Source organism: Paraburkholderia sp. RAU2J, from assembly GCF_003634845.1.
Classification (GTDB): Bacteria; Pseudomonadota; Gammaproteobacteria; order Burkholderiales; family Burkholderiaceae; genus Paraburkholderia; species Paraburkholderia fynbosensis.
This window is the reverse complement of record NZ_RBXG01000003.1, coordinates 500,009-520,394: the sequence shown is the minus strand read 5'-3', so window position 1 is coordinate 520,394 and position 20,386 is coordinate 500,009. Positions and strand designations below refer to the sequence as shown.

Below are 20,386 nucleotides of genomic sequence, written 5' to 3'. Positions count from 1 at the left end.
CGCGCCGGCCGCTTTTGCCGGACGCCAGCATCGCCTCCCTATAACTTTCTGTCAATCAACATGTCCCTGATCAACTACATCACGCAGATCCAGTTCGACTACGGTGCGATCCGTCTCCTAGCCGCTGAATGTGAGCGCGTAGGCACCCGGCGGCCCTTGATCGTCACGGACGCGGGCATTCGCGCCGCCGGCATTCTGGACACCGTGCTCGCGAAGCTGTCCAGCGCGACACCCGCGAGCGTGTTCGACCGCACGCCGCCGAACCCGAACGAAGCGGCCGTGCGCGCCGCCGTTGCCATGTATCGCATGCACGAATGCGATGGCGTGATCGCGGTGGGCGGCGGCTCGTCGATCGATCTGGCGAAGGGCGTCGCCGTGTGCGCCACGCACAGCGGCCCGCTGCAGAGCTTCGCGGTGGTGGAAGGGGGCGCGGCGCGCATCACGTCGGCGACCGCGCCCGTCATCGCTATCCCTACCACGGCGGGAACCGGCAGCGAGGTCGGTCGGGGCGCGATCCTGATTCTCGACGACGGCCGCAAGGTGGGCGTGCTGTCGCCCTATGTCGTGCCGAAGGTGGCGATCTGCGATCCGGAGTTGACGCTCGGCCTTCCGCCTAGACTCACGGCGGCAACAGGCATGGACGCGATCGCGCATTGCCTGGAAACCTTCATGGCGCCCGCGTTCAATCCGCCCGCCGACGGCATCGCGCTCGACGGACTCTGGCGCGCATGGCGGCACATCGAACGCGCTACCCGCGATCCGTCCGACCGCACGGCGCGCCTGAACATGATGAGCGCGTCGATGCAGGGAGCGCTCGCGTTCCAGAAGGGGCTCGGTTGCGTGCACAGCCTGAGTCATTCGCTCGGCGGTATCGATCCGCGCCTTCACCACGGGACGCTCAACGCGATCTTCCTGCCGGCTGTGATTGCCTTCAATCGCGACGCGCCGTCGATGCGGGAAGAACGCAAACTCGAGCGCCTCGCACAAGCGATGGGGCTGAACGCGGGCGACGAAGTCGGGCCCGCGATCCGCACGATGACCGCGACGCTCGGCCTGCCGCTCGGTCTTGCCGAACTCGGCGTGACGCGCGAGATGTTTCCGCGCATCGTCGCGGGCGCGCTCAAGGACCATAGCCATAAAACCAATCCGGTCGAAGCGTCGAGTGACGACTATCACGCGATGCTCGAAGCGTCGATGTAAAGGCGGTTCGCGGTAGGCATCATCCCGTTTGCGCGTGCGAAGGGCTCACTGGCAATCGCGGTGAGCACGGGGACACGCACGGCGACATAAAAACGATGGAGACAGCAAAGAACTGAAGCCCCCGTGTGCGGCGCGTCCAGCGCGTCGCCATTCTTCCTGTTGGCGCTCGCGCATCAACTGATCGTTGTTCTGAATGTCATCCGGTACCTGCAACGGAAGTCCGCACTGGAGTGTGCGTTGTCCGGATTGAGAAGACTTACGCTGGCAAATTTACTGCCTTGCAGGGATGGCAGGTACTTGGCCGTTGCGTCCGACAGGGAAATGTTGCCACTGACCTTCGCCCAGGACGCGAGCGTTGCCGTGAATGTCTTGCTTACCGGTCCGAGTTCAAACAATGTGTCACGCGTGACAGGCTGACGGGTTTGCGTTGCCGCGATCCCGTAGCTGAACACGTACGACTGTCTCGCGACAGAGATGCCGACTGCCATCCCGGGAATACGGTATTTCTCTATCACCGGCCGTACCGCCGAGTCCACCACACTCCTATTCCGCGAAGTATTGGAAAAAATCGAACCAACTCTATCCAGCGTTATGCGTCTTGTGGCGACAGTTTCTTCCGGCCTATGTGTGTCCACAGAGCTGTCGGCCACGCGGCCGTTGACCCGCAAGACAGCCCGGCTCATCGTGCGTCAGGGCCAAATTCGGGCCGCCCTTGCGCCACGCCGATCCGACTGACGTCCCGGGCATGACGCATGCGCAGTCCCAGGCGCAGGTGTTTCCCGTTGCGTTCCTGCGCGCACATCACGCCAGAGCAGTTGCTCTGAGATCAGGGTCGGCGGCATTCCGCACACGCGTTCGTCATCGCCCATACATTCGATTTCCATCCAAGGCGTCCTCTTCCGGAGTGTCTTCTGCCGCTCCCGGCGGCAAGAACTGCGGTGGTGGAACCCACAATCGTTTTCTGGAGAAATGCGATGTTTGTGCACAATAAACGGCTTCAGTACACGGTGCGCGTAGCGGCGCCCAATCCCGGTCTTGCCAATCTGCTGCTTGAACAGTTCGGTGGCCCGCAGGGAGAACTGGCTGCAGCGTGTAGGTATTTCACACAGGCGGTAAGCGAAGACGACCCCGGCCGGCGCGACATGTTATTCGACATCGCGACCGAAGAACTCAGTCACCTGGAAATCATCGGGTCGATCGTCGCGATGCTCAACAAGGGCGCGAAAGGTCAGCTTGCAGAAGGCGTCGAAGAGGAAGCCGCGCTTTACCGTTCGCTCACCGGCGGCGGCAACGACTCGCACACCACGGCGCTCCTGTACGGCGGTGGCCCGGCGTTGACCAACTCCGCGGGTGTGCCGTGGACCGCCGCTTACATCGACACGATCGGCGAGCCGACCGCGGACTTGCGATCGAACATCGCCGCGGAAGCGCGCGCGAAAATCGTCTACGAGCGTCTGCTCAATGTGACCGATGACCCCGGCATCAAGGAGGCCCTTGGTTTTCTGATGACCCGCGAGATTGCCCATCAGAAATCATTTGAAAAAGCGTTGCATTCGATCCAGCCAAATTTCCCGCAAGGCAAGTTGCCGGGCGTTCCCGAATTTACCAACGTCTACTACAACATGTCCGATGGCGAGGACGCCCCGCGTGGTCCGTGGAATGACGGACCGGGATGGGAGTTCGTCGACACGCCGCAACCGGCAGTCGACGGCGGCGACGGCCTCGCGAGCGTTCAGGTTTCGGAAAAAGAACTCGAGGTGTTGGCCGCGATGGCGGCGCGCACGGCTTCGGCGACCGAAACCGACCCCGTCACCGGCGCAGACCTGGGCGCTGGACAGGATGCAGCAGTAGCGAAATAAAAGCACTGAGAGAGTAGTCACCGTCGCCAGAAGAGCAATTCCGGCGACGGTGCATGATTTCGAATTCACCCGCACAGCACGAATGGCGCGACGGGGTCGCCCGGACGATGCCGTATTACGGCGCTGTGCACGCCCAATTATAGCGGAGCCTCTATGCACCTTGATACTGCCGATCAGCTTTCCTCGCGTCGACGTGATGCTGCCGTCAAAGCGGCCTTCGATTGCAACAACGAAGTTTTCGACGGGCTCACCAAAGTTGTTGAGCTCAACATACAGACAGTAAAAACATCATTATCCGAGCAGCAAGCGATGGCCGACGCCGCACTTTCTGCACAATCGCTCAGTGAAGTGGTCGATCTCCAGTCCCGGCAATTCCCGGCTGCCGTTAAAAAGACGTTTGCTTATTGGCGGCACGTGGAAGATATCGCTGCACAGACCGGAATCGGGCTATTCACTGCGATGCAGACACACTTTGGCAGCGCGCTCAGGACGTTCGCCGAAATGGCCGACGTTGCGCCCGGCACGGTGGCCACTCAGGAGGGGCTCGGCAAGTGGAGCCTGTTCATGATGGGGCAACCGGCGGTCGACGCCGCGCAGCCGGGGGTCATCGTAGATAGTTCGGGCAAGGTCGTTTCTTCGGCGGAGGTGCGCAGCGACCTGCACTAGCATCGGATCGGCGCCCGCCAACAGGCGGGCCTTTACCCGGCCCTCGCTACGCGCCCGCGACGACGCGGGCCGGCGCAGGCATGGGAACGATCGTTGCGCTTGGCTGGTAGGCGAACGCGTCTTCACGACGAAGCGTCAATTGCGACTTTGCGCATTGCTGGTTCGTCCGCCACCGGGCATATGGCTTGCTCGACATCGAGTCGGCTGCGACATTCCGGCCGGGAGCCAAACGGCATCACCCAGGAGACAAGTATGGAAGCGACAAAACAGGACAATGTAGAGACAGGATCCGGTTCGCCGGACGCGCTGGCCATGCTCGAGGCAGACCATCGCGCGGTCGAAAAACTTTTCAAGGCGTTCGAGAAAGCCGCTGACGACGACGTTGAAGCGAAGGCCGCACTCGCTCAACGCGCGTGCGAAGAGCTGTCGATTCACGCGATGCTCGAAGAGGAACTGCTTTATCCGGCCGCTCAGGAGACGTTGCCGGACAGCGACAAAATCGACGTCGAAGAAGCGTATATCGAGCACTTTCTGGTCAAGACCCTGATCGCGAAGTTCGAGACCATGAAGGCGGGCGACAAGGGCTTCGACGCGACCTTCAAGGTGATGAGCGAAATGGTGGGCCATCACGTCGAGGAAGAAGAGGAAGAACTCTTCCCGGAACTGCGCAAGTCGAAATGCAATCTGCGCGCGCTTGGCGACAGGATGGCGAAACGCAAGGCCGAGTTGCAAAGCAAGCTCGATAGGGCGGGCAGCAAGGCGGTGGGCGACAAGACCGCGACGCTCTGAGTTTTACAGCGCAACAGCCTGTCGCGCACGCAAACGGGAAATAGAAAACATCCATGACGCTAGAGCAGCGGCTTCGCAGCATGCGCAAGACGATGCGTGACATGTTCGGCATTGCCCGACTACGCGCCGGTCAGGAAGACATCATTCGCAGCGTGCTGGAACGGCGCGATACGCTGGCGACGATGCCAACAGGCGCCGGCAAATCCCTCTGTTACCAGTTGCCGGCATTGCATCTCGACGGCACGACGCTGGTCGTGTCGCCACTCATCGCCCTGATGAAAGATCAGGCGGACAAACTGCTGGCTGCGGGCATCGAGTGTACGTTGGTCAACAGCACATTGCGCGAGCGCGAAGAACGGGCGGCGTTGCAACGCATTCTGGATGGCAGGAGCGGCATCGTGTTCGTCACGCCGGAACGGCTCGCGCAGCCCGCATTCATGAAGGTATTGCGGGCGGGCGGAACGCAAAGCGTAGGGCTGGTTGTAGTCGACGAAGCGCATTGCGTCTCGCAATGGGGCCACGACTTTCGGCCAGCGTTTCTCGGCATTGCCGGCGCCGTCAAGGCGCTCGGCCAGCCACCGGTACTCGCTTTGACCGCGACTGCAACCCAGCCTGTGCTCGACGATGTCACACGTTCGTTGGGGTTGCGCGACCCACGCATCGTCCGCACGGGCACGTTGCGAGAGAACCTGCGTTATCGCGTCGTGCAGGTCAGCGTGGGCGGCGGTAAAGATGGTGCCGAGCGGGCCGCGCAGGCCAAGCGCGAACAGTTGCGGGAGGTGATCGCGTCGAACGCGGGGAGCGGCATTATCTACACGGCGACGGTACGCGATGCCGAGGGCATTTACGCGTGGCTCGCGGATGCGGGGGAGTCAGTGGCGCTCTACCACGGCAAGCTGACTCCGAGCGCGCGGGACGCTGCGCAGGACGCGTTCATGTCAGGCTCGGCGCGGCTCATGGTCGCCACCAACGCGTTCGGCATGGGCATCGACAAAGCCGATATCCGGTTTGTGATCCATTATCAGATGCCGGGCAGCCTTGATGCCTACTACCAGGAAACCGGCCGCGCCGGTCGCGATGGCGAACCCGCCGACTGCGTGCTGCTGTTCGATCTGAACGACCGGCGCATCCACCAGTTCTTTCTCGCTGGCAGGTATCCAAGCGTCGAACTCGCGCAGCGCCTGTACGACACGCTCGCGGGCCGCTGCAAAGAGGCGGGCGAAGGCGCCACGTTCGTCGAACTGAAGGACGCGCTGCCCGACGTGGGCCGCGGCAAACTGGAGGTTGCGCTAAACATGCTGGTCGATGCGCGGATTGTGGCGCGCGACCGGCAGCGGCGCTATCGCCTGCGAGCACGTGACGGTGCGCGAGATAGCGCGCATGAAGCGGTGGCGAAAGCCGCCGGGCAATTCGAAGCAAGGAGCGTTCGCGACAAGGAAACGCTGCAACAGATGATCGATTACGCGCAGAGCGGTCAATGCCGTTGGCGCGTGATACTGGCGTACTACGGCGACACACCTTCGATGCGGCGCTGCGGCGTGTGCGACAACTGCCTGAGCCCGCCGCAAATCGCGCCGGTGGAGCGGTCGATCACTGTGGGCGACGCATTGGTCGACGCGGAAGTAGCCAATGGGGCATCGAAGCCGCAGCCCTGGTCACCCGGCGACGCTGTGCGCGTGCCGAGGTTTGGCTCGGGCGAGGTGGCGCTGGTGAGCGGCGAGCAGGTCGCGATCGTGTTTCCGGATGGCAGGACCCGGACGTTCATGGCGAGCTATGTGAGGGCGGCACGGCGGCCGGTTTAGCTTCTCTGCAGCGGGTTCAGCTTTAATCCCGACGGCGGGGTAGGCCGTCGAAGGGCGGTCGGTGCAAGCGCCGCCCTAACTGAGCCGTCGCGATGAACAACTACGCGGACTTCACTATGCAGACGCACGGCGTGACTTTCCGCATGGACGTGGCCGCGCCATCTTTTGCACGCGGCGACTTAAACGTCCCTGGTGATCGCTTTCCGCGCGGCAAGGCCTAGCCATGCGGTGATTCCCGAGCGGCCCGCAATGCTCACGGTCCGCCTCGGTCCGAGGACGATTGCGCCAACACATAACGCAAGGAGAAGCGTCACGCGCGGTGCCTCTGCCAACGAAGTCACGACGCCGGTCACAGTCGAGCGCGTCTGCCCGCGAACAGCCGGAACCGCTGGTGGAGCACGGTTCGCTGCAAGCAACGCCTTGCGCGACGCCGCCATGCGCAGCAGGATGGCGGCCTGGGCCTCCCTGGAGGTATGTTCGCGGTTCAACTCAACGCCTCCTTCAGTGTGTCGAGATCGTCGCGGATTTCCCTCTGCAAAACATGAAGCGATCGTCCAGGTTTCTGCGAGCGGACGACAACGAGGGAGACGATAGAGATTGCCAGCCACATCGCTGCAACGCCCCATACCACCTGAAGAAAATAGGGCGTTCCCCACGCCGTCGCGATGACCGCGATGCACACAAACGAAAGGGTAAAAAGGCCGGCGACCGCGAGGGCGACAAGCGCGCTTAACTCGCGGACAAGGCGCTTGCGGGTCTCCTCCAGTTCGACACCGAGGAGTTCGCCATAATCGGTGGCCCGTTCGACACAGAATCTGCCGACGTTCCGCCACTGTGTGACTTTCGAACGCATGGACATTCCGGGACTCCTCGACATAGTTTGTTTCGCAAACGCGGCAGTGGCCAGTCAACCTCTGTCGTCTCTACCCCGGCATTCGCGCCGAAGGGTGGACGCCATCGTCCTACTCCCGGTCTCTCCAGTCGTCCCTTGAATTATTGGACCGCCCACGGTTCGCCGAACGTAGCGCGCCGAGTACAAAGCCGATGCCGGCAGCAATCGCCAGCGCAGCGAATGGCCGCTCCACCGTGGTTTCGCGAACGACATCCGCGATGTCGGCATAGAGTTGCTGTGCCTTTCCGCTCAACTCCTTGGCTTTGCCGCTGACTTGCGCGCCAGCATCGCTCAGCAACTCGCCGACGGCTTGCTGCACGTCGCCGACAGCCTCCCGTAGCGCTCCTTCTCCTTTCGTCGTTTCCATTGCCTACTCCTTAAGTGGGTGCGATCGGGCCGCACAGGGAAATGCGTCTACTTGCATAGTCGAGCCTTCGCTATTCGCACAGCGTTCACTCGATGGGCGGTACGCCGTGCCAGGTGATGCGCAAAAGTCGGACCCGCCTTGACGGTCCGTCGCTCGGTGTCAACCCCCGGCACCGATCGTAACGTCCGACGATTCTGATTCGCGAGCTAGTCGCAGCACTTCGCCCGTCCCTTGCAACTGACTGCGTCCGACCACGTCGTCCGGACTTAGACTCCGGCAACACGCCGGACAGCCTGGCTTCATTGCGGCAAAGAGAACGTTCTCTCCCTCGTATGTACCGGCGTGGGTCAACTTGCGCAGCCGCGCCTGATGCCCACTGGCTCGAAAAGCGCCCGTTTCAATCGTTTCGATGAGGGCTCCCCGATGTCCGCATGAGCATTCGACGTAGGTGAAGATCCGGGTTTTCATGTTGGCCTCCTCTAATCACCTCACATGCCGCATGAATCGGGCCACTCAGCCATCCCTTGATCCCTTGCCCATATGCAATCCCCGCGCAGGCCGCTGCAAGGAGCTGGCACAAGTTCTGCGAAACGTCGGGGCGGCAATGCCTGTCGATGCGACAAGACATTCCCATGCATAAGTCGTCCGGTCCGACGACGACGGGGCCGAACGCGTTTCATACCGGTCGGCGTAGTTGGGAAATAGAGGCCGGTCGCCAGGAACTGAGCGGTCGGACCGAGAGGAACAGGAGAAGACCATGCTCGGTGTCGTCATTCCAGCTCATAACGAAGCCGACTATATTGGCGCGTGCGTGCGCTCGGTCATCGAGGCCGCACGGCATCCTGCGCTCGCTGGCGAACAGGTCAGAATCTTTGTGGTCCTCGATAGCTGTACTGATGCAACCGGTGACGTTGCCCACGCACTCGACGCACATGTCCTACTTGTCGAGACCCGCAACGTCGGTGTCGCACGCGCGACGGGGGCCGCTGCCGCGTTGGCCGAGCGCGCACGGTGGCTCGCGTTTACGGATGCTGACACTACCGTCGCGCCGGACTGGCTGGTCCAGCAGTTACTCTGCCGCGCAGACGCCGTCTGTGGCGTGATCAGTGTGACCGACTGGCGCGGCCATAGTGACGCCGTGCGCGAAAACTTCGTGACGACGTATCGCGATGCCGACGGTCATCGCCATATCCACGGTGCAAATTTGGGCGTGTCCGCAAGCGCCTATTCGCTGGTAAAGGGCTTTCAGCCCCTTGCAACGAACGAGGACGTTGCTTTGGTGGAGGCGTTGATTGCCGCCGGGGTGACGGTTGCATGGAGCGCCGCTCCCCGTGTGACTACCAGCGCCCGACTGGATTCGCGGGCCCCGGGTGGATTCGGCGATGCATTGCGTCAGGTGAGTCGCCGATTGGCGGCGACTGAGCTGAAGACAGTGGTGCTTACGGCTTGCGGAAGGTAAAGGAAGGGGTGAAGGCCGCAGCACCGAGATATGCGGGCACTGGCATGCCGAAAGACGATGCCGAGCGTGTCGTCGAGGGAGCGCGGCATTTATCGCCATTTCTCGGTGAGAGGATGCGCGCGGACCGAGTGCAGGATCGTTCAGTGGTGATTCGGGAATTGCTCCCACAGGACATCAAACTCGAGATCGATCAACTGAGCCAGGCGGAAGCGATGGACGTCGCGCGCTGTCTGGCGCAGGTCGTCGGCAAAGCGCATGGACGGCAGATGAATCACGCCACTCGGGCCGCATGGCTCAGGGAAGCGCGGCGGGGTCGCTCGAAAACCATTGATACGCCGTCCTGGCTCTGGAATGGCGTTGTCGAACTTCTCGGCAGCCACGAGGTGGCTTATCTGGAACACTGTCGTCGGTATGCGTTGGAGACAGCCTAGATCATTTCGGCTGACGGTATGCGGGGAGCAGATGGTGCACCTGCCACATGCGTTTTGTTCGTAAAAGCATCGTGGCTCACACTGAGCGACATGGCTGTCGCTTTCGCGACGGGCAGCGCAGGCGACGACGCCGGCGCCGTGGATCAACGTGATCGCGAACTCCGGCTCCTACTTGCCCGATCTACGGCATGGGAATTGCGCTGAATGTAAAGCGGGTTCACACCTTCCGGTGCTAACGACCGCCCAAGCCTTGAGGAGACTGCCATGCGAGTTGCGACGAAGGGACTTTTGTTTTCGGCATTGTTTATCGGTATATCAGGAGGCGTCTATGCGCAAGGTGCCGGCGGCGGGGCGGCCGGCGGGCAAGGTGGCACGGGAATGAGCAAACCGAATGCGGCTGGTTCGACCGATACCGTCTCGGGTGCATCGGGCTCGAACACCATGGCGCCAGCCGGTACGGCCTCGTCGCATAAGAAAATGCACAAGAAGCCAAGCGCCGCGACGCCGGCATCTGCAACCAATCCAGCTTCGGGCGGAAGTTGAAGGATGCAAGGGGAGAAAGCGTGACAATTCGCCGTTCATGTCGTTCGTGAAAAGAACATGAACAATACGGAGAAGCGCGAACGCAGGGACACGGCCCATATTGAGCCCGCATATCGGGTGGCGCTCGCCGCAGGAGCGCCACATCGCTAGCACGCTTTGTCTGAACCCGAGGCATGTTTGCATGTAGAAACCGACCGCGAGTCTGCCGGCCCCGTACGGCCCCACTGACGTAAAAAGATTTACGCTCGCGTTGGTAAAAATTCAAGAGCCGTCAGGTGGTCCCGTCCGCACATTTCGGTTTCTCGCTAGGCTTGTTGCTCGTTGCCTTCGACGCCTCCCTGAGAGCGGCGGTAACTTCCGAGCCAAATAAGAAAACGACTGCCGCAAAAAATAGCCACATCATCAGCACTGCCAGCGACCCTGCAGCGCCGAATGAGCTTGCCGTACCGGCATGGGCAAGATAGAACCCAAAGAGATGCCTCTCAGCGGTGAAGAGTGCTGAGGCAGTTACGCCGCCCACAAGCGCGTGACGAGACTGCACGTTGACGTCCGGCAGCCATTTGATCAGGGCGGCAAATCCAATCGCAAGCACAACCAGTCCGAGGAGAGATTCGCCCACCAATGCAACAACAACCAATCCTGAATCCCCAAAAATCGCGTGACCGGCGAACTGTATGACCGCATCAAGAACCAGCGAGACGACCAGCAGGAAGCCGAGCCCCATGGCCATGCCGAAGGAAACCAGACGCGCACGCAGCAGTAGCGCAAGTCCGGCGAGGCCTTTAGCGGACTCTGCGTGGAACACGACGTCCAGGGCGGTGTTGAGCGACGAAAACGTGGCTGATGCACCGATGGCTAAAAGGGCAATGGAAAGCGCAGCGGCAACGCCGCTTCCGCTTGACCTGTGTGCATGTTCGACGAGAGATTGCATCGCGCTTGCTGCGTCGTTGCCAAGAACGCCCTTGATTTGGTCAAAGAGCCGTCCCTTGGCCGTGTCCGGACCAAAAAACCATCCGGCGACAGCAAGAACGATGAGTAGCGTCGGCGCGAGAGAAAATGCGGAAAAGAAGCCGATGCTAGCCCCCATCATCGAGCAGCGGTCTTCCGAAAATTTGCTCAGCGCAGCCCGCCCTATGGACATCAATGATGGCTTGAGCGCAACGGCTCGACTGTTCACTTGACTCGACATGCGCAACCTCACGCTTCAGGCCGTGCGGCCTTGCTGCGGTAAGCACTCGCAACCTGTTTTTCCCGCTGACGCCTCGGCGGCATCCTGCGCGTCTACGGTGTTCGCGTCTTGTATCCGGTTACGTCGGATCAGACTGGTCCTCGTCGACTTCCTCGCCGTCCTCTGACTCAAGCCGGGGTGTGCCTCCGGTCGCTGGTGGGTCGCTGGCGGGAAAGGTGTCTTCAACGGCCCGGTCGACATCGTCTTCTGGCTTGTCGCTTGCAGAGTTTTCCTGCTTTGGGGTGGTGGCCATTTGGGTCTCCGATTCGATGGAATGATTTGACAGCAGCAAGGCGTATTCCACGAACTGGACGCGTGAAAATTTGTCGAGACGGTCGTCATCTCGGCTGAGCGCGTGAGTAACGTAATGTCACCCTCGTTTAGGTCGGCAAGCCGTTTGAGACACCGCATGAAGACCCCGCGGGCATGAAAATGCCGCAGACCATGCTGCGGCCAGTGTCCCGTCGATCGGGACGCTCTTCAAGACACGTTCGTTATTTCAACTCGTCGGGCACCTTGCCGCCATTCGCTGCGAGCTTCTGCATGACTTCCCGATGCAGCCAAACGTTCATAGCGGCGGAATCTTCGGTGCTGCCAGAGTAATGAAGTTCGGCGGCGAGTTGCTTGCGCGCATCGAGACTACTGTCCAATCCGAGAAGTTTGAGCAGGTCTACGATTGACGTTCGCCAGTTCAGCTGTTGGCCGCTTCCTTCCTGCAGCTTGGTAAGCACGGCCTCGACGTCGACCGCCGGCATTGGCGCAACCGAGGGTTGTGACGTCTGCGCCGAAACAGTTGGTGGCGTCGACGGGGTTCCTGCCGGTACCGTAGTGCTGCCGGGTGCTGATGCCGCAGTTGCGGCCGGGGCAGTCGTCGAGGCAGAGGTCGTGTTGGCTGGATGGTCGTGCGGGAAAATCTTGTTCAGGATGGTGGAAAATATACTCATTTGTCGCTCCTTGGTCCGTGACCGTCCACTCGGGGCGGTATCACCACGGCGCAACGGGCATGCCTAGGGCGCAAATGCGATGAGTCGTGAGTATGTCCGGCGGCAACGGGAATTCGGCGGCTTGCTTCAGCGAACGCTTCAGGAACCGGTTGTCGCGTGTGTCCGCACGCGTCCAAAGATGCAGCCTGAAGATTTCTCCGAGCTTCACCATGCCGTTCATACTCGTTGACCAAGTATCGCCATCAGGGTGCGCGCGTTTCGCTGCCCCTGGTCTTCGCGGCAGTTATTAAAAATCACGTGCGTCGTTGCCACCTGGCTGGCGATATCGCGGATGGGTCCAGATAACTGCGTCAGTTCACCGTCGCTGTAGTCGTAGTCGAAGCGTGTCGAGGCAGTGGAAGCACCGGTCGGGTTCCACGTATCCGCGTTGCGGCCATGCAGGCGCACGAACGCAAGATCAGGATTGGTCACTTCCCACACGGTATGCGCGCGGTTCGTGACCTCTGCAGGCGCATCCATGATCACGTGTACGAGCTTGTATCGCCTCAGCAGGTCCAATGTGCTGGATGCGTGTTTGTCGTCCAGCCAGGAATTGTTGCGAAACTCTACCGCGACCGTATATCCCTGCATTCGGTCCGCACACTCTTCGACGTGGGCGTTTCCTTCAGGGCCGCAGCTCAGCCATGGAGCAAACTGAAAAAGAACAGCACCAAGTTTGCCAGCGCGGCGCAGTGGTTCGAGCGCGTCGCGATAACGCCGCCAGAGTTCATCAAGTACCTCGCCCGGAATATCCCGGTAGTAGAGGTTCTTTTTGCCCGTCTCCGGGATCGCCGTCGCGATGTCCTTTGTCAGAGACGCGCGGACGGTCTGATGTCCGGTCAGCAGCCGAAATGCCTTGATATCGAAAGTGAAATCGTCGGGCGTGCGCTCCGCCCACAGCGCTGCATTCGACGCAGAGGGCATCCCGTAGTAGCTGGAATCAACTTCCACCAGCGGGAACTGCGACGCATAGAACCGCAGCCGTGCCTCGGCGCTTCTACAGTCGGGCGGATAGAAGCGCTTGCACGCGACGAGCGTTTTATCCGTCCAGCCAGCCGACCCGCAAAGTATTTTCACGATGCCTCCTGATCCGAGTGCGGAGCCTCCCGGGCGATGATGGACCATCTCGTGGTGGCCGCGTCGTCACGCACGTGATTGGCGGGACGAGCCAAGGCGCGCTGCAAGAACGCCGCCCAGCAGGCCGCCGAGATGAGTCTGCCACGACAGGCCGGGATAGAGCGGCAAAACGCCGAACAGCATGCTGAAAGCGAAGCTGCTTATCACGAGCAATGCCACAAGTATCGAACCGATGTTGCGGGTGTAGTAACCTCGCGCAACCAGGTAGCCGGCATAGCCGAATACCACCCCGCTCGCGCCGATGTGTAAGGAGCCGGGTGCACCGAATAGCCACGCGCAGAGGCCTGCGCCAAGCATCGCGCCCGCGGTCGCCTCGCAGAAGTTCGAGATGCTTACTCATGCGTGCCGGCGGCGTGCCGGACACCGTCGAGCGACGCAGGATGTGGATGAGGCTAATCATCGACGTGGCACCGGCTCACGGTGTCCGCATTGCGTAGGGGGCAGCGGGCCTTGTGCCTGAGTGTGTGAGAGGGCAAGGACGCTGCAAGAGAGAAGGATAAACACAACTTACTATCAAAACTCCTGCGGATAGAGACCCGCGCTCATGTCCAGGTTGCCGGTCTTAGCGTATATCAGCGGTTCACCGTCCGGACTGACTAGCGCTCCGTCGATCACGCGGCCCATCACTAGCCGATGGTCCCCCGCCTCGATGTCACTAACCACCTGACACTCGAAGTGAGCCAGTGCATCGACCAGCAGCGGCGCGCCGGTCTTGCCGGGCCGCCAGGATATCGACGCGAGCTTGTCGAAAGTGCGGCCCGACTGCGTGCCGAAGTGCTCAGCAAGCGCCTGTTGTTGCGCACGCAGTACACTTACGGCGAATACCCGACCTCCAGTAAGAAGCCTGTAGGACTCGTGTTCCGGGTTGATGCTGATCGCCAGAAGCAACGGAGAAAACGAAACCTGCATGATCGAACTGGCCGTAAACGCATCGAGACGACCATCGTCAGCCACGCCGACTACATAGACGCCAGCCGTCAAACGCCGGAAAAGTTCTGCGATACCGTCGGCCATGGTGCAATCCTTTTCTCTCAGTGCGAGGGGAGCCGCGAACGTGTCAGTTCACTACGACGGAAGATGATCGGCGGCATCGAAGCATCGGGATGCCGGGTCATGTACTCACTGTTCGCCTGTCATCGCCGGAAGTATTGCCGACGACGTCTCATCATATCGCCGCCTTTGGACCGCTGCCAACGGGCAACTCCAATTCGCGGTGTGAAGCGCCGGATCGATCTTCGTTGTGAAATCTGGCAGCGCTCCGCGCGAGCGTGTCAGCTTCTCAGCTTCTCAGCTTCTCGTATTCCTCAGGCATGTGACGTGCTCAACGCAGGACGCGTCATACCTGCGTGTGCGCCATGCATTGGGAAGGGAGAGCGGTGGCATTTCCATCTCTGCTGCGACCGGCTCCTATAGGCGCGTCGCTTATTGCATCTTCACCGTCAGTCAGGATTTATCTATGACTCCAGCCATTCCGACCTACCGATCGAGATTCTTCACAGCGATCTTCGATCTGTTCAATCCGATCCCGTATGGGCTCTTCGTCGGCACGTTGATTTTCGACATTAGCTATGCGGTGACCAGGAATGTTTTCTGGGGTAAGTGCGCTGCATGGCTTGTCACTACCGGCCTGCTTTTCGCCATCCTGCCGCGCCTGATCAATCTCTGCCATGTCTGGCTGCCGTCGGGCTATCCGGTAGCGCGGCTTGAAAAGCTCGATTTCTGGCTGAACCTGCTGGGCATCATCGCGGCGATCTTCAACGCCTTCGTTCACAGCCGCGATGCTTACGCGATGGTTCCGCTGAACGTAATTCTCTCGGTGATCACCGTGGCGTCGCTAAGCATTGGACAGATCGTGCTTGCATTGGGCAAGTCGGGATTCAGGGAGGCCGTTCGTGAATAGATCCATCCAGAGCGGCATCTTCCTTGTCACCTTCGCGGTGTTTGCCGGTGGATGCAACGAGCGAGCCCGATATGACGCAGAGCACCAGGCCGGATCGAATCCGCCGATGCCAGCCGCGCGCAGTTTTCTCACACCGCCGATGCAAGTACCGAGGTACGTCAGATGGCGAGACGGCGACGCGCCAAAGGTGGCGGATGGCCTGAAGATCGAGAGGATCGCATCAGGCCTTCATCATCCGCGCCAGGTCTATGTTCTGCCCTACGGCGACATTCTGGTTGCGGAATCGAACAGTCCGAATGAAGAAGCCGTGACCACACCGAAGCAGTTGATCGCGGGATTGACCGAAAGCCGTTCCGGAAAAAAAGCAAAGGGCGTGAATCAGATTGCCCTGCTGCGCAAGCGCGCTGGCGGTAGCGGCGAATGGGACAAACACGTATTCATCGAACACCTCCATTCGCCGTTCGGCATGCAACTCATTGGCGACTCCCTCTATGTTGCCGACACCGATGCGATCCTGAAGTATCCGTACCAATCTGGCGAGACGAGCATATCGGCGCGTGGAATCGAACTCACGGATGACGAAACGGAACTGCATGGCGCGCCGGTGGGTCTCGCCCAGGACCGTGACGGCGGCGTCGTCATTGCCGGCGACGTCGGTAACGTGGTCTGGCGAGTGACGATGGCGGGCAGCTAGCCATAGCGTCGATGCCCGGCTCGCGTGGACATCAGTTGGGCGCAGGTGCACGCACGGATTCAGCGGGTGAGAGCATGCCGGGTGCTTGAGAAAGCATGCAGTCGATGAACGTGTGTGCTCGATTGTTCGCATACGCGAACGCTTCCCGCTCGGACATGAATTCCAGCCGCTCCGGAAAGCCGGCGGTCACTTGCGCGGAGGTCCCGGATGAACTGATTGTCCAGGAGACTTTGTAGCGACGCCCAACGCCGTGGAACGACACGGTCCTGGCCGAGACGATGTGAACATCGATGCTGTACCCACGGTACGGGGTAGAGGATTGGTAAGACATATGCGCTCCGGGCTTCGTCGAAAGTAGGGCGCTTCGGCCCTCCACGGCTGAGCAGCAAGAAACATGTCCGCCATTGCCGTTTGCGTCCTGGTGACCGCCTTGCCGCTGGAAATTGCCGGGCGAGGCCAGTACAGGGCCGGGCTACGGCAAGGAACCCTCTTGGTGCGGAGCGCATCGTGGTGCACGCTTGTCGTGGCGACAGTCAATATCAGGCCCTTGATATCGACCGGCTATGCGCTGCGTCGGGCAACTGATCGAAATGATGCTCTACGCGCGACAGCGCATAGAGCGTAGCCTCACGCCCTGCCGGGCGCAGGTCACGATCCCGACGTCCAGACACGCGCCGCTGCCGGGCACCCGGGCGACAAGCGAGGCAATCATGCCGGCCATGCAGGACCCCGCCGTGGCGACCACGAGTTCGCGCGAGGACAGAAACCCAACCACGCTGCGGGGAATATTCGCTTTCACATCATCACACATCGGGACCCTATGTTTCCATCGGCAGCAAGTCGGACACCTGTTCGGCGCATGGACGATTGCTCAGGCTAATACTCGTACGGACGCGTTTTCGTGCCAACGCCAAACCACCCCCATTCCCCGGCTAGGATCTCGACGAATTCGGCCCCTGCTGCATCCAAAAGTCTCCAATGTACCCCGTCGAATCGTCGGGAGAAGGCGCTCTTTTCGCGGCGCCTCTGGGGCCGCAATGTCCGCTGCGAGAATTTTCCGGGCTGCGCACTTGCGCTAGTGCGTCACCGTACACAACGTTAGCCAGCGAATTGTTATTCTGATCTTCGCATCTCCGCGATGCTCTCACGGGCGACGATGGAACGACAATGATAACCATTCTGATTGTAACCGGCGAAGCGGACTCGGTGGCGGTATGGAATGGCGTCCTTCGCCAGGACGGCTATCGAGTCGTCAGTGCTCGCAATGGACTTGAAGGGCTCGTCGTAGCGAGAAAAGAGAAGCCCGCGCTTATCATCACCGACCGGTCAATGCCCTTGATGGACGGAGTTGAATTTCGCCGACACCTCAAGTCGAAGCGTGCGCTCGCGCGAATTCCGCTCATTCTTGCCAGCGCCGAACCCATCGAGCCGCGCGAACTAGAGATTTGGGACGAGGTCTGGCTCAAGCCCGTATCTATTGAGACGCTTCGAGCTTCGGTGCAGCGCCTCTTGAATGCCAGTCACGAAGCGGTATAGTGTTTCGGAAAGACTCGTCGTGCGCTATGCGATGAGGTTGGCGATGAGTTCTCAAGCGGCCTCTCCGATGCAAGCTTGCCTGCAAACAACGCAGATCTGCGTTACTCCCGGTCTCACTGACATCCGCTCCGCAATTTGAGGAGCGACGGGGATCTTTTTCATCTGAAGGAAGTGATCGTCCTTCGCTGTTTGGTTTAGTGACCCTCACAGGGTTTGTTCTCGAAACATGTGGCAGTCGCTCGTAATTGGTTCCATGCCCAAAGTTCGCTCCCTCCGTAGCGCGCAGTCGGCGCAGAAAAATACTTCGCTCAGCCCCAAATCGGCCTCCTGAATATCAGGCGACAAACTCGCCTACGCGATCTGATCACCATTCCTCACGCTGGAGGCTCGGTGTCCAAGGCCAAATCAGGCTGTACCTCGGAACACGACGAAGGTGAAGGAGCCCGCAAGCATGATTGCGTTCTCCAGTATTATCTCAGCGGGTTTACTCGCAACCACGATAAAAACTCGCGCTTGTATGTCGTCGACTCTGCGCGCGAACGTGCCTTCGTCGTGACTCCGCAAAGCGTTGTCGCAGAACGCGAATTCAATCAGATCGAACTCGACGGAGAGGATCCCTGTTCCGCGGACCTGGGCTACGCGCAGTTCGAATCGGAACTGGCTTCAGCGCTGGCCCGCATCAACAGGAAGGGCGACTTTTCGGACGACGCCGACCGCGCGCTTGTTCTCAGACTGATCGCGGAGTTGGCGGTGCTTAACCCGGACCGCACGGAAATTATGCGCCAGTACAAGCAAGAGAGCGCTCGCAGGCTGAGGGAGTTGGCAATTGCGAATCGGCAGGGCTGGGAATCACAGAAGGAGAAAGCCGCCGCGGCCGGCATCGAAGGCGCGGCGGCTTTCACTTACGAGGAACTCATGAACTTCGTCGAGCAAGACGACGAGACCATCGCCGCGCACACCACCGAGCACCTCGCGCGGGATTTACAGTCAGTGACCACCCTGTACAACCTGCTGCATCGACGTAGCTGGATGGTGGCAAGAGCCGCGCGTGGCTCGGGCGGGTTCATCACATCCGATCGTCCCGTCACGCTGACCTGGGACGACATGGAGATGGAGACCGGCTTTTATGTACCCGGTTTCGGACTTCAAGGGACATCGGTGTTTTTTCCGCTTACGAAGGACCTGGTCATGCGCGGGCGATTCGATGGCCGCGTGGGAACGCTCGCGCTTCCGGCCGCTTCGGTCGCCGGCATCAACTCGCGGACAGTTTTCTATGCCGGTCACCAAATCTATGCTGTGGCCGAGTCGTTCCGATTCCTGGACGAACATCTCGTGATGTGCCGTGGCCAGGATTTGCTGCCCATGTTGCAGCGGTCAGGATGAGCGGCGCGCGCCGCTCGGCGCACCACCCTCCGGTGAATTGCATTGGCATTCGGGTTCAGTGGTCGGCTACGGCGTCGTGTATCCGTTCGCGTCGCCGGGCGAGCCTCTTTCTGGTTCGCCTTAGCGCAAAGCGGTCGTTTGGCTTCTGGCAGATCCCACGCCATACTCTTTGCGAAAGGACGTTAAATTTTAGTTGCCTGCTAACCCTATTGGGATTTAATGATTCCATGTTTGATCATTGCCTCTACTTCAATTCGTCGGCACTCGCGCGCCTCGTTGAGCGCGAATGGGCCATGTGTACGCGCCGTTCGGGCTGACACCGGCGCAGGGCTTTGTACTGCGCGTTGTGCTTGCATCGCCCGGATGCCTGAGTAGTCAGGTTGCGGACACATTAGGCATTGCACGTCCCACCGCTACCCGACTTATCGACAACCTCTCTGATGAGCGTTTGGTCGAACGTCGTCAGGCCGAATCGGATGGCAGGGAATGGTGCGTCTACCCGACCCGAGCAGGAAAGGCGCTCGACCGGCCGATCAACGACGTTAGCGCGGAAATTGCGAGAGCACTGCGTGCGAAAGTTGGGCCTGGACTGTTCGAATCAGCGGTCTCCAGCATGCGCGGTGTCAGGAGGGCACTTTCTTGATGCCTGAGTTACTAACTCAGATAATTGTCTTGCTAACTATATGGAAAGACCAATGAGAAACGTATCGACACAAAGTACGATTTCTTTTCAAGGTTTGCAGCGACGATCGTGGAGCTCGGGGATGCAGTGCGATGGACCGTAGGCATCGCCGTCGCGCTAGTGGCGATCGCGTCGTTGCTCGTGGCTGTCGCCTACGCGCCAGTAAGCACTCGCGCAAATAACCACCTTTGTCTTCAGCAGATCGCGAGCGATGAGCACACGAGTCTTGAAGCTTTTTTCAGAATTCCGCTGAACAAGACGCCTTTGTACAAGCCATCACCGTTTGTTCGCGCTGAGCAAGCGAAGTCTCGCCGCAAACGCTATTGGCGGCCGTGCGCTTCTTCGTTTGTCTAGCAAACTATTGCATCGGCCGGTCGAATCCGCCACCGAGAGGCTGCCATTGAACTTCTTCTGGCTCACTCGGGTTGCGGGAAAAATATCACGAGTGCGTCGCGCCCGACGTTACTTGCGAGGACATGCTGCTGGTCTGCCCAGCAATCGCGGCTATTGCGATGTTTGTTCGCCGTCGTGAGAGAAGGGCGTTCTGTGGCCCGGTAAAAGACGCGCATTTTTCAGGCCGTCGAACCGTTGCCTCGGGCAGCGTCGGTGGAATCCCGCCTGGAGCCGTATGTTCCCGTATTGGCCTAATAGAGATCAGTTTGGTCTGTTAGGTTGATAACATTGTCGAAGCAGTTGAGCGTGTGTCCATCTACCGGTGATGTCGAATGTCCAGGAATCCCTTGACGCCGCGTCTCGCACCCAGAATCTGGCTCGCGCGACTGTGCACGAACGCACGGAAGTGCGCCACCAACCTACGATAATGTAAGGTGGTTTC

Annotated in this window: 22 protein-coding genes and 3 pseudogenes; 14 read left to right on the top strand and 11 right to left on the bottom strand. The window is 60.3% G+C overall.

The features are described 5' to 3' along the window. The first annotated feature begins 60 nt into the window (after positions 1-60). Positions 61-1,200 (top strand): iron-containing alcohol dehydrogenase, encoded by a 1,140-nt coding sequence (locus B0G69_RS33830; protein ID WP_121324485.1) that lies wholly within the window; start codon positions 61-63, stop codon positions 1,198-1,200. 171 nt (positions 1,201-1,371) lie between these two features. Here the strand turns inward: B0G69_RS33830 and B0G69_RS42325 are convergent. Then, a pseudogene (locus B0G69_RS42325) lies at positions 1,372-1,736 on the bottom strand (serine hydrolase); the annotation flags it as partial. A 438-nt stretch (positions 1,737-2,174) separates the two neighbouring features. Here B0G69_RS42325 and B0G69_RS33820 point away from each other — a divergent pair. The 5 genes from B0G69_RS33820 (at position 2,175) to B0G69_RS42855 (ending at position 6,537) form a co-directional block, all read left to right on the top strand. Continuing rightward, positions 2,175-3,059 (top strand): manganese catalase family protein, encoded by an 885-nt coding sequence (locus tag B0G69_RS33820; RefSeq protein WP_121324484.1) that lies wholly within the window; start codon positions 2,175-2,177, stop codon positions 3,057-3,059. Between the two features lie 153 nt (positions 3,060-3,212). Further along, positions 3,213-3,725, top strand: a complete 513-nt coding sequence (locus B0G69_RS33815; protein WP_121324483.1) for a phasin family protein — start codon at positions 3,213-3,215, stop codon at positions 3,723-3,725. A 252-nt stretch (positions 3,726-3,977) separates the two neighbouring features. Next, positions 3,978-4,514, top strand: coding sequence for a hemerythrin domain-containing protein (locus B0G69_RS33810; protein ID WP_121324482.1), 537 nt, complete (start codon positions 3,978-3,980; stop codon positions 4,512-4,514). A 53-nt stretch (positions 4,515-4,567) separates the two neighbouring features. After that, the gene (locus B0G69_RS33805; protein ID WP_121324481.1) at positions 4,568-6,316 is read left to right on the top strand and encodes an ATP-dependent DNA helicase RecQ; all 1,749 of its coding nucleotides are present in this window, start codon (positions 4,568-4,570) and stop codon (positions 6,314-6,316) included. 92 nt (positions 6,317-6,408) lie between these two features. Beyond that, positions 6,409-6,537 carry a hypothetical protein gene (locus B0G69_RS42855; protein ID WP_277873600.1) on the top strand — a complete coding sequence of 43 codons (129 nt, stop codon included), beginning with the start codon at positions 6,409-6,411 and terminating at the stop codon, positions 6,535-6,537. Positions 6,538-6,800: 263 nt separating this feature from the next. Here B0G69_RS42855 and B0G69_RS33795 read toward each other — a convergent pair whose 3' ends face one another. After that, positions 6,801-7,175, bottom strand: coding sequence for a phage holin family protein (locus B0G69_RS33795; RefSeq protein WP_121324480.1), 375 nt, complete (start codon positions 7,173-7,175; stop codon positions 6,801-6,803). 103 nt (positions 7,176-7,278) lie between these two features. Next, a complete protein-coding gene (locus B0G69_RS33790; protein WP_121324479.1) occupies positions 7,279-7,575 on the bottom strand; it encodes a CsbD family protein in 297 nt (98 codons plus the stop codon). Positions 7,576-8,332: 757 nt separating this feature from the next. Here B0G69_RS33790 and B0G69_RS33785 point away from each other — a divergent pair. From B0G69_RS33785 to B0G69_RS33775, 3 genes and pseudogenes are all read left to right on the top strand, one after another. Beyond that, the gene (locus B0G69_RS33785; RefSeq protein ID WP_121324478.1) at positions 8,333-9,034 is read left to right on the top strand and encodes a glycosyltransferase family 2 protein; all 702 of its coding nucleotides are present in this window, start codon (positions 8,333-8,335) and stop codon (positions 9,032-9,034) included. Next, positions 9,031-9,465, top strand: a pseudogene (locus B0G69_RS33780) (DUF2252 family protein); the annotation flags it as partial. The gene B0G69_RS33785 and the pseudogene B0G69_RS33780, both read left to right, overlap by 4 nt. Before the next feature lie 264 nt (positions 9,466-9,729). Then, positions 9,730-10,008 (top strand): hypothetical protein, encoded by a 279-nt coding sequence (locus B0G69_RS33775; RefSeq protein WP_121324476.1) that lies wholly within the window; start codon positions 9,730-9,732, stop codon positions 10,006-10,008. A 271-nt stretch (positions 10,009-10,279) separates the two neighbouring features. Here the strand turns inward: B0G69_RS33775 and B0G69_RS33770 are convergent, their stop codons facing one another. The 6 genes from B0G69_RS33770 to B0G69_RS33745 all read right to left on the bottom strand — a co-directional run bounded on the left by B0G69_RS33770 (position 10,280) and on the right by B0G69_RS33745 (position 14,370). Next, positions 10,280-11,149, bottom strand: a complete 870-nt coding sequence (locus B0G69_RS33770; RefSeq protein ID WP_241991687.1) for a YihY/virulence factor BrkB family protein — start codon at positions 11,147-11,149, stop codon at positions 10,280-10,282. Between the two features lie 166 nt (positions 11,150-11,315). Further along, positions 11,316-11,540 (bottom strand): hypothetical protein, encoded by a 225-nt coding sequence (locus tag B0G69_RS40835; protein ID WP_147440812.1) that lies wholly within the window; start codon positions 11,538-11,540, stop codon positions 11,316-11,318. Positions 11,541-11,730: 190 nt separating this feature from the next. Beyond that, entirely contained in the window at positions 11,731-12,180 is a 450-nt protein-coding gene (locus B0G69_RS33765) for a DUF3597 domain-containing protein (RefSeq protein WP_121324474.1), read from the bottom strand. 216 nt (positions 12,181-12,396) lie between these two features. Then, positions 12,397-13,296: a DUF72 domain-containing protein gene (locus tag B0G69_RS33755; protein ID WP_121324472.1), complete on the bottom strand. Its 900-nt coding sequence runs from the start codon at positions 13,294-13,296 to the stop codon at positions 12,397-12,399. Positions 13,297-13,362: 66 nt separating this feature from the next. Beyond that, entirely contained in the window at positions 13,363-13,686 is a 324-nt protein-coding gene (locus B0G69_RS33750; protein WP_277873616.1) for a rhomboid family intramembrane serine protease, read from the bottom strand. A 183-nt stretch (positions 13,687-13,869) separates the two neighbouring features. After that, a complete protein-coding gene (locus B0G69_RS33745; protein WP_121324471.1) occupies positions 13,870-14,370 on the bottom strand; it encodes a flavin reductase family protein in 501 nt (166 codons plus the stop codon). Positions 14,371-14,812: 442 nt separating this feature from the next. Between B0G69_RS33745 and B0G69_RS33740 the strand changes: the two genes are divergently transcribed. Beyond that, positions 14,813-15,256 (top strand): DUF2231 domain-containing protein, encoded by a 444-nt coding sequence (locus B0G69_RS33740; RefSeq protein ID WP_121324470.1) that lies wholly within the window; start codon positions 14,813-14,815, stop codon positions 15,254-15,256. After that, complete coding sequence (locus B0G69_RS33735) at positions 15,249-15,950, top strand: hypothetical protein (protein ID WP_241991606.1); 702 nt, start codon at positions 15,249-15,251, stop codon at positions 15,948-15,950. The genes B0G69_RS33740 and B0G69_RS33735 overlap by 8 nt, the downstream gene beginning before the upstream one ends. A gap of 31 nt (positions 15,951-15,981) precedes the next feature. Here the strand turns inward: B0G69_RS33735 and B0G69_RS33730 are convergent, their stop codons facing one another. Together B0G69_RS33730 and B0G69_RS33725 are read right to left on the bottom strand one after the other, a co-directional pair. Next, the gene (locus B0G69_RS33730) at positions 15,982-16,281 is read right to left on the bottom strand and encodes a hypothetical protein (protein WP_199731454.1); all 300 of its coding nucleotides are present in this window, start codon (positions 16,279-16,281) and stop codon (positions 15,982-15,984) included. Between the two features lie 315 nt (positions 16,282-16,596). Then, a pseudogene (locus B0G69_RS33725) lies at positions 16,597-16,761 on the bottom strand (CinA family protein); the annotation flags it as partial. 356 nt (positions 16,762-17,117) lie between these two features. Between B0G69_RS33725 and B0G69_RS33720 the strand changes: the two are divergent. The 3 genes from B0G69_RS33720 to B0G69_RS33710 all read left to right on the top strand — a co-directional run bounded on the left by B0G69_RS33720 (position 17,118) and on the right by B0G69_RS33710 (position 19,512). Then, positions 17,118-17,486 carry a response regulator gene (locus B0G69_RS33720; RefSeq protein WP_121324469.1) on the top strand — a complete coding sequence of 123 codons (369 nt, stop codon included), beginning with the start codon at positions 17,118-17,120 and terminating at the stop codon, positions 17,484-17,486. A 390-nt stretch (positions 17,487-17,876) separates the two neighbouring features. Next, positions 17,877-18,869 carry a DUF4238 domain-containing protein gene (locus B0G69_RS33715; protein WP_158609028.1) on the top strand — a complete coding sequence of 331 codons (993 nt, stop codon included), beginning with the start codon at positions 17,877-17,879 and terminating at the stop codon, positions 18,867-18,869. Between the two features lie 286 nt (positions 18,870-19,155). Beyond that, positions 19,156-19,512 (top strand): MarR family winged helix-turn-helix transcriptional regulator, encoded by a 357-nt coding sequence (locus B0G69_RS33710; RefSeq protein ID WP_347232534.1) that lies wholly within the window; start codon positions 19,156-19,158, stop codon positions 19,510-19,512. Positions 19,513-20,386 lie beyond the last annotated feature (874 nt).

Excerpts from the sequence above, each read along its gene's own strand:
- B0G69_RS33830 (WP_121324485.1), top strand. The coding sequence starts at position 61 with ATGTCCCTGATCAACTACATCACGCAGATCCAGTTCGACTACGGTGCG.
- B0G69_RS33820 (WP_121324484.1), top strand. The coding sequence starts at position 2,175 with ATGTTTGTGCACAATAAACGGCTTCAGTACACGGTGCGCGTAGCGGCG.
- B0G69_RS33815 (WP_121324483.1), top strand. The coding sequence starts at position 3,213 with ATGCACCTTGATACTGCCGATCAGCTTTCCTCGCGTCGACGTGATGCT.
- B0G69_RS33810 (WP_121324482.1), top strand. The coding sequence starts at position 3,978 with ATGGAAGCGACAAAACAGGACAATGTAGAGACAGGATCCGGTTCGCCG.
- B0G69_RS33805 (WP_121324481.1), top strand. The coding sequence starts at position 4,568 with ATGACGCTAGAGCAGCGGCTTCGCAGCATGCGCAAGACGATGCGTGAC.
- B0G69_RS42855 (WP_277873600.1), top strand. The coding sequence starts at position 6,409 with ATGAACAACTACGCGGACTTCACTATGCAGACGCACGGCGTGACTTTC.
- B0G69_RS33795 (WP_121324480.1), bottom strand. The coding sequence starts at position 7,175 with ATGTCCATGCGTTCGAAAGTCACACAGTGGCGGAACGTCGGCAGATTC.
- B0G69_RS33790 (WP_121324479.1), bottom strand. The coding sequence starts at position 7,575 with ATGGAAACGACGAAAGGAGAAGGAGCGCTACGGGAGGCTGTCGGCGAC.
- B0G69_RS33785 (WP_121324478.1), top strand. The coding sequence starts at position 8,333 with ATGCTCGGTGTCGTCATTCCAGCTCATAACGAAGCCGACTATATTGGC.
- B0G69_RS33775 (WP_121324476.1), top strand. The coding sequence starts at position 9,730 with ATGCGAGTTGCGACGAAGGGACTTTTGTTTTCGGCATTGTTTATCGGT.
- B0G69_RS33770 (WP_241991687.1), bottom strand. The coding sequence starts at position 11,149 with ATGTCCATAGGGCGGGCTGCGCTGAGCAAATTTTCGGAAGACCGCTGC.
- B0G69_RS33765 (WP_121324474.1), bottom strand. The coding sequence starts at position 12,180 with ATGAGTATATTTTCCACCATCCTGAACAAGATTTTCCCGCACGACCAT.
- B0G69_RS33745 (WP_121324471.1), bottom strand. The coding sequence starts at position 14,370 with ATGGCCGACGGTATCGCAGAACTTTTCCGGCGTTTGACGGCTGGCGTC.
- B0G69_RS33740 (WP_121324470.1), top strand. The coding sequence starts at position 14,813 with ATGACTCCAGCCATTCCGACCTACCGATCGAGATTCTTCACAGCGATC.
- B0G69_RS33730 (WP_199731454.1), bottom strand. The coding sequence starts at position 16,281 with ATGTCTTACCAATCCTCTACCCCGTACCGTGGGTACAGCATCGATGTT.
- B0G69_RS33720 (WP_121324469.1), top strand. The coding sequence starts at position 17,118 with ATGATAACCATTCTGATTGTAACCGGCGAAGCGGACTCGGTGGCGGTA.
- B0G69_RS33710 (WP_347232534.1), top strand. The coding sequence starts at position 19,156 with ATGGGCCATGTGTACGCGCCGTTCGGGCTGACACCGGCGCAGGGCTTT.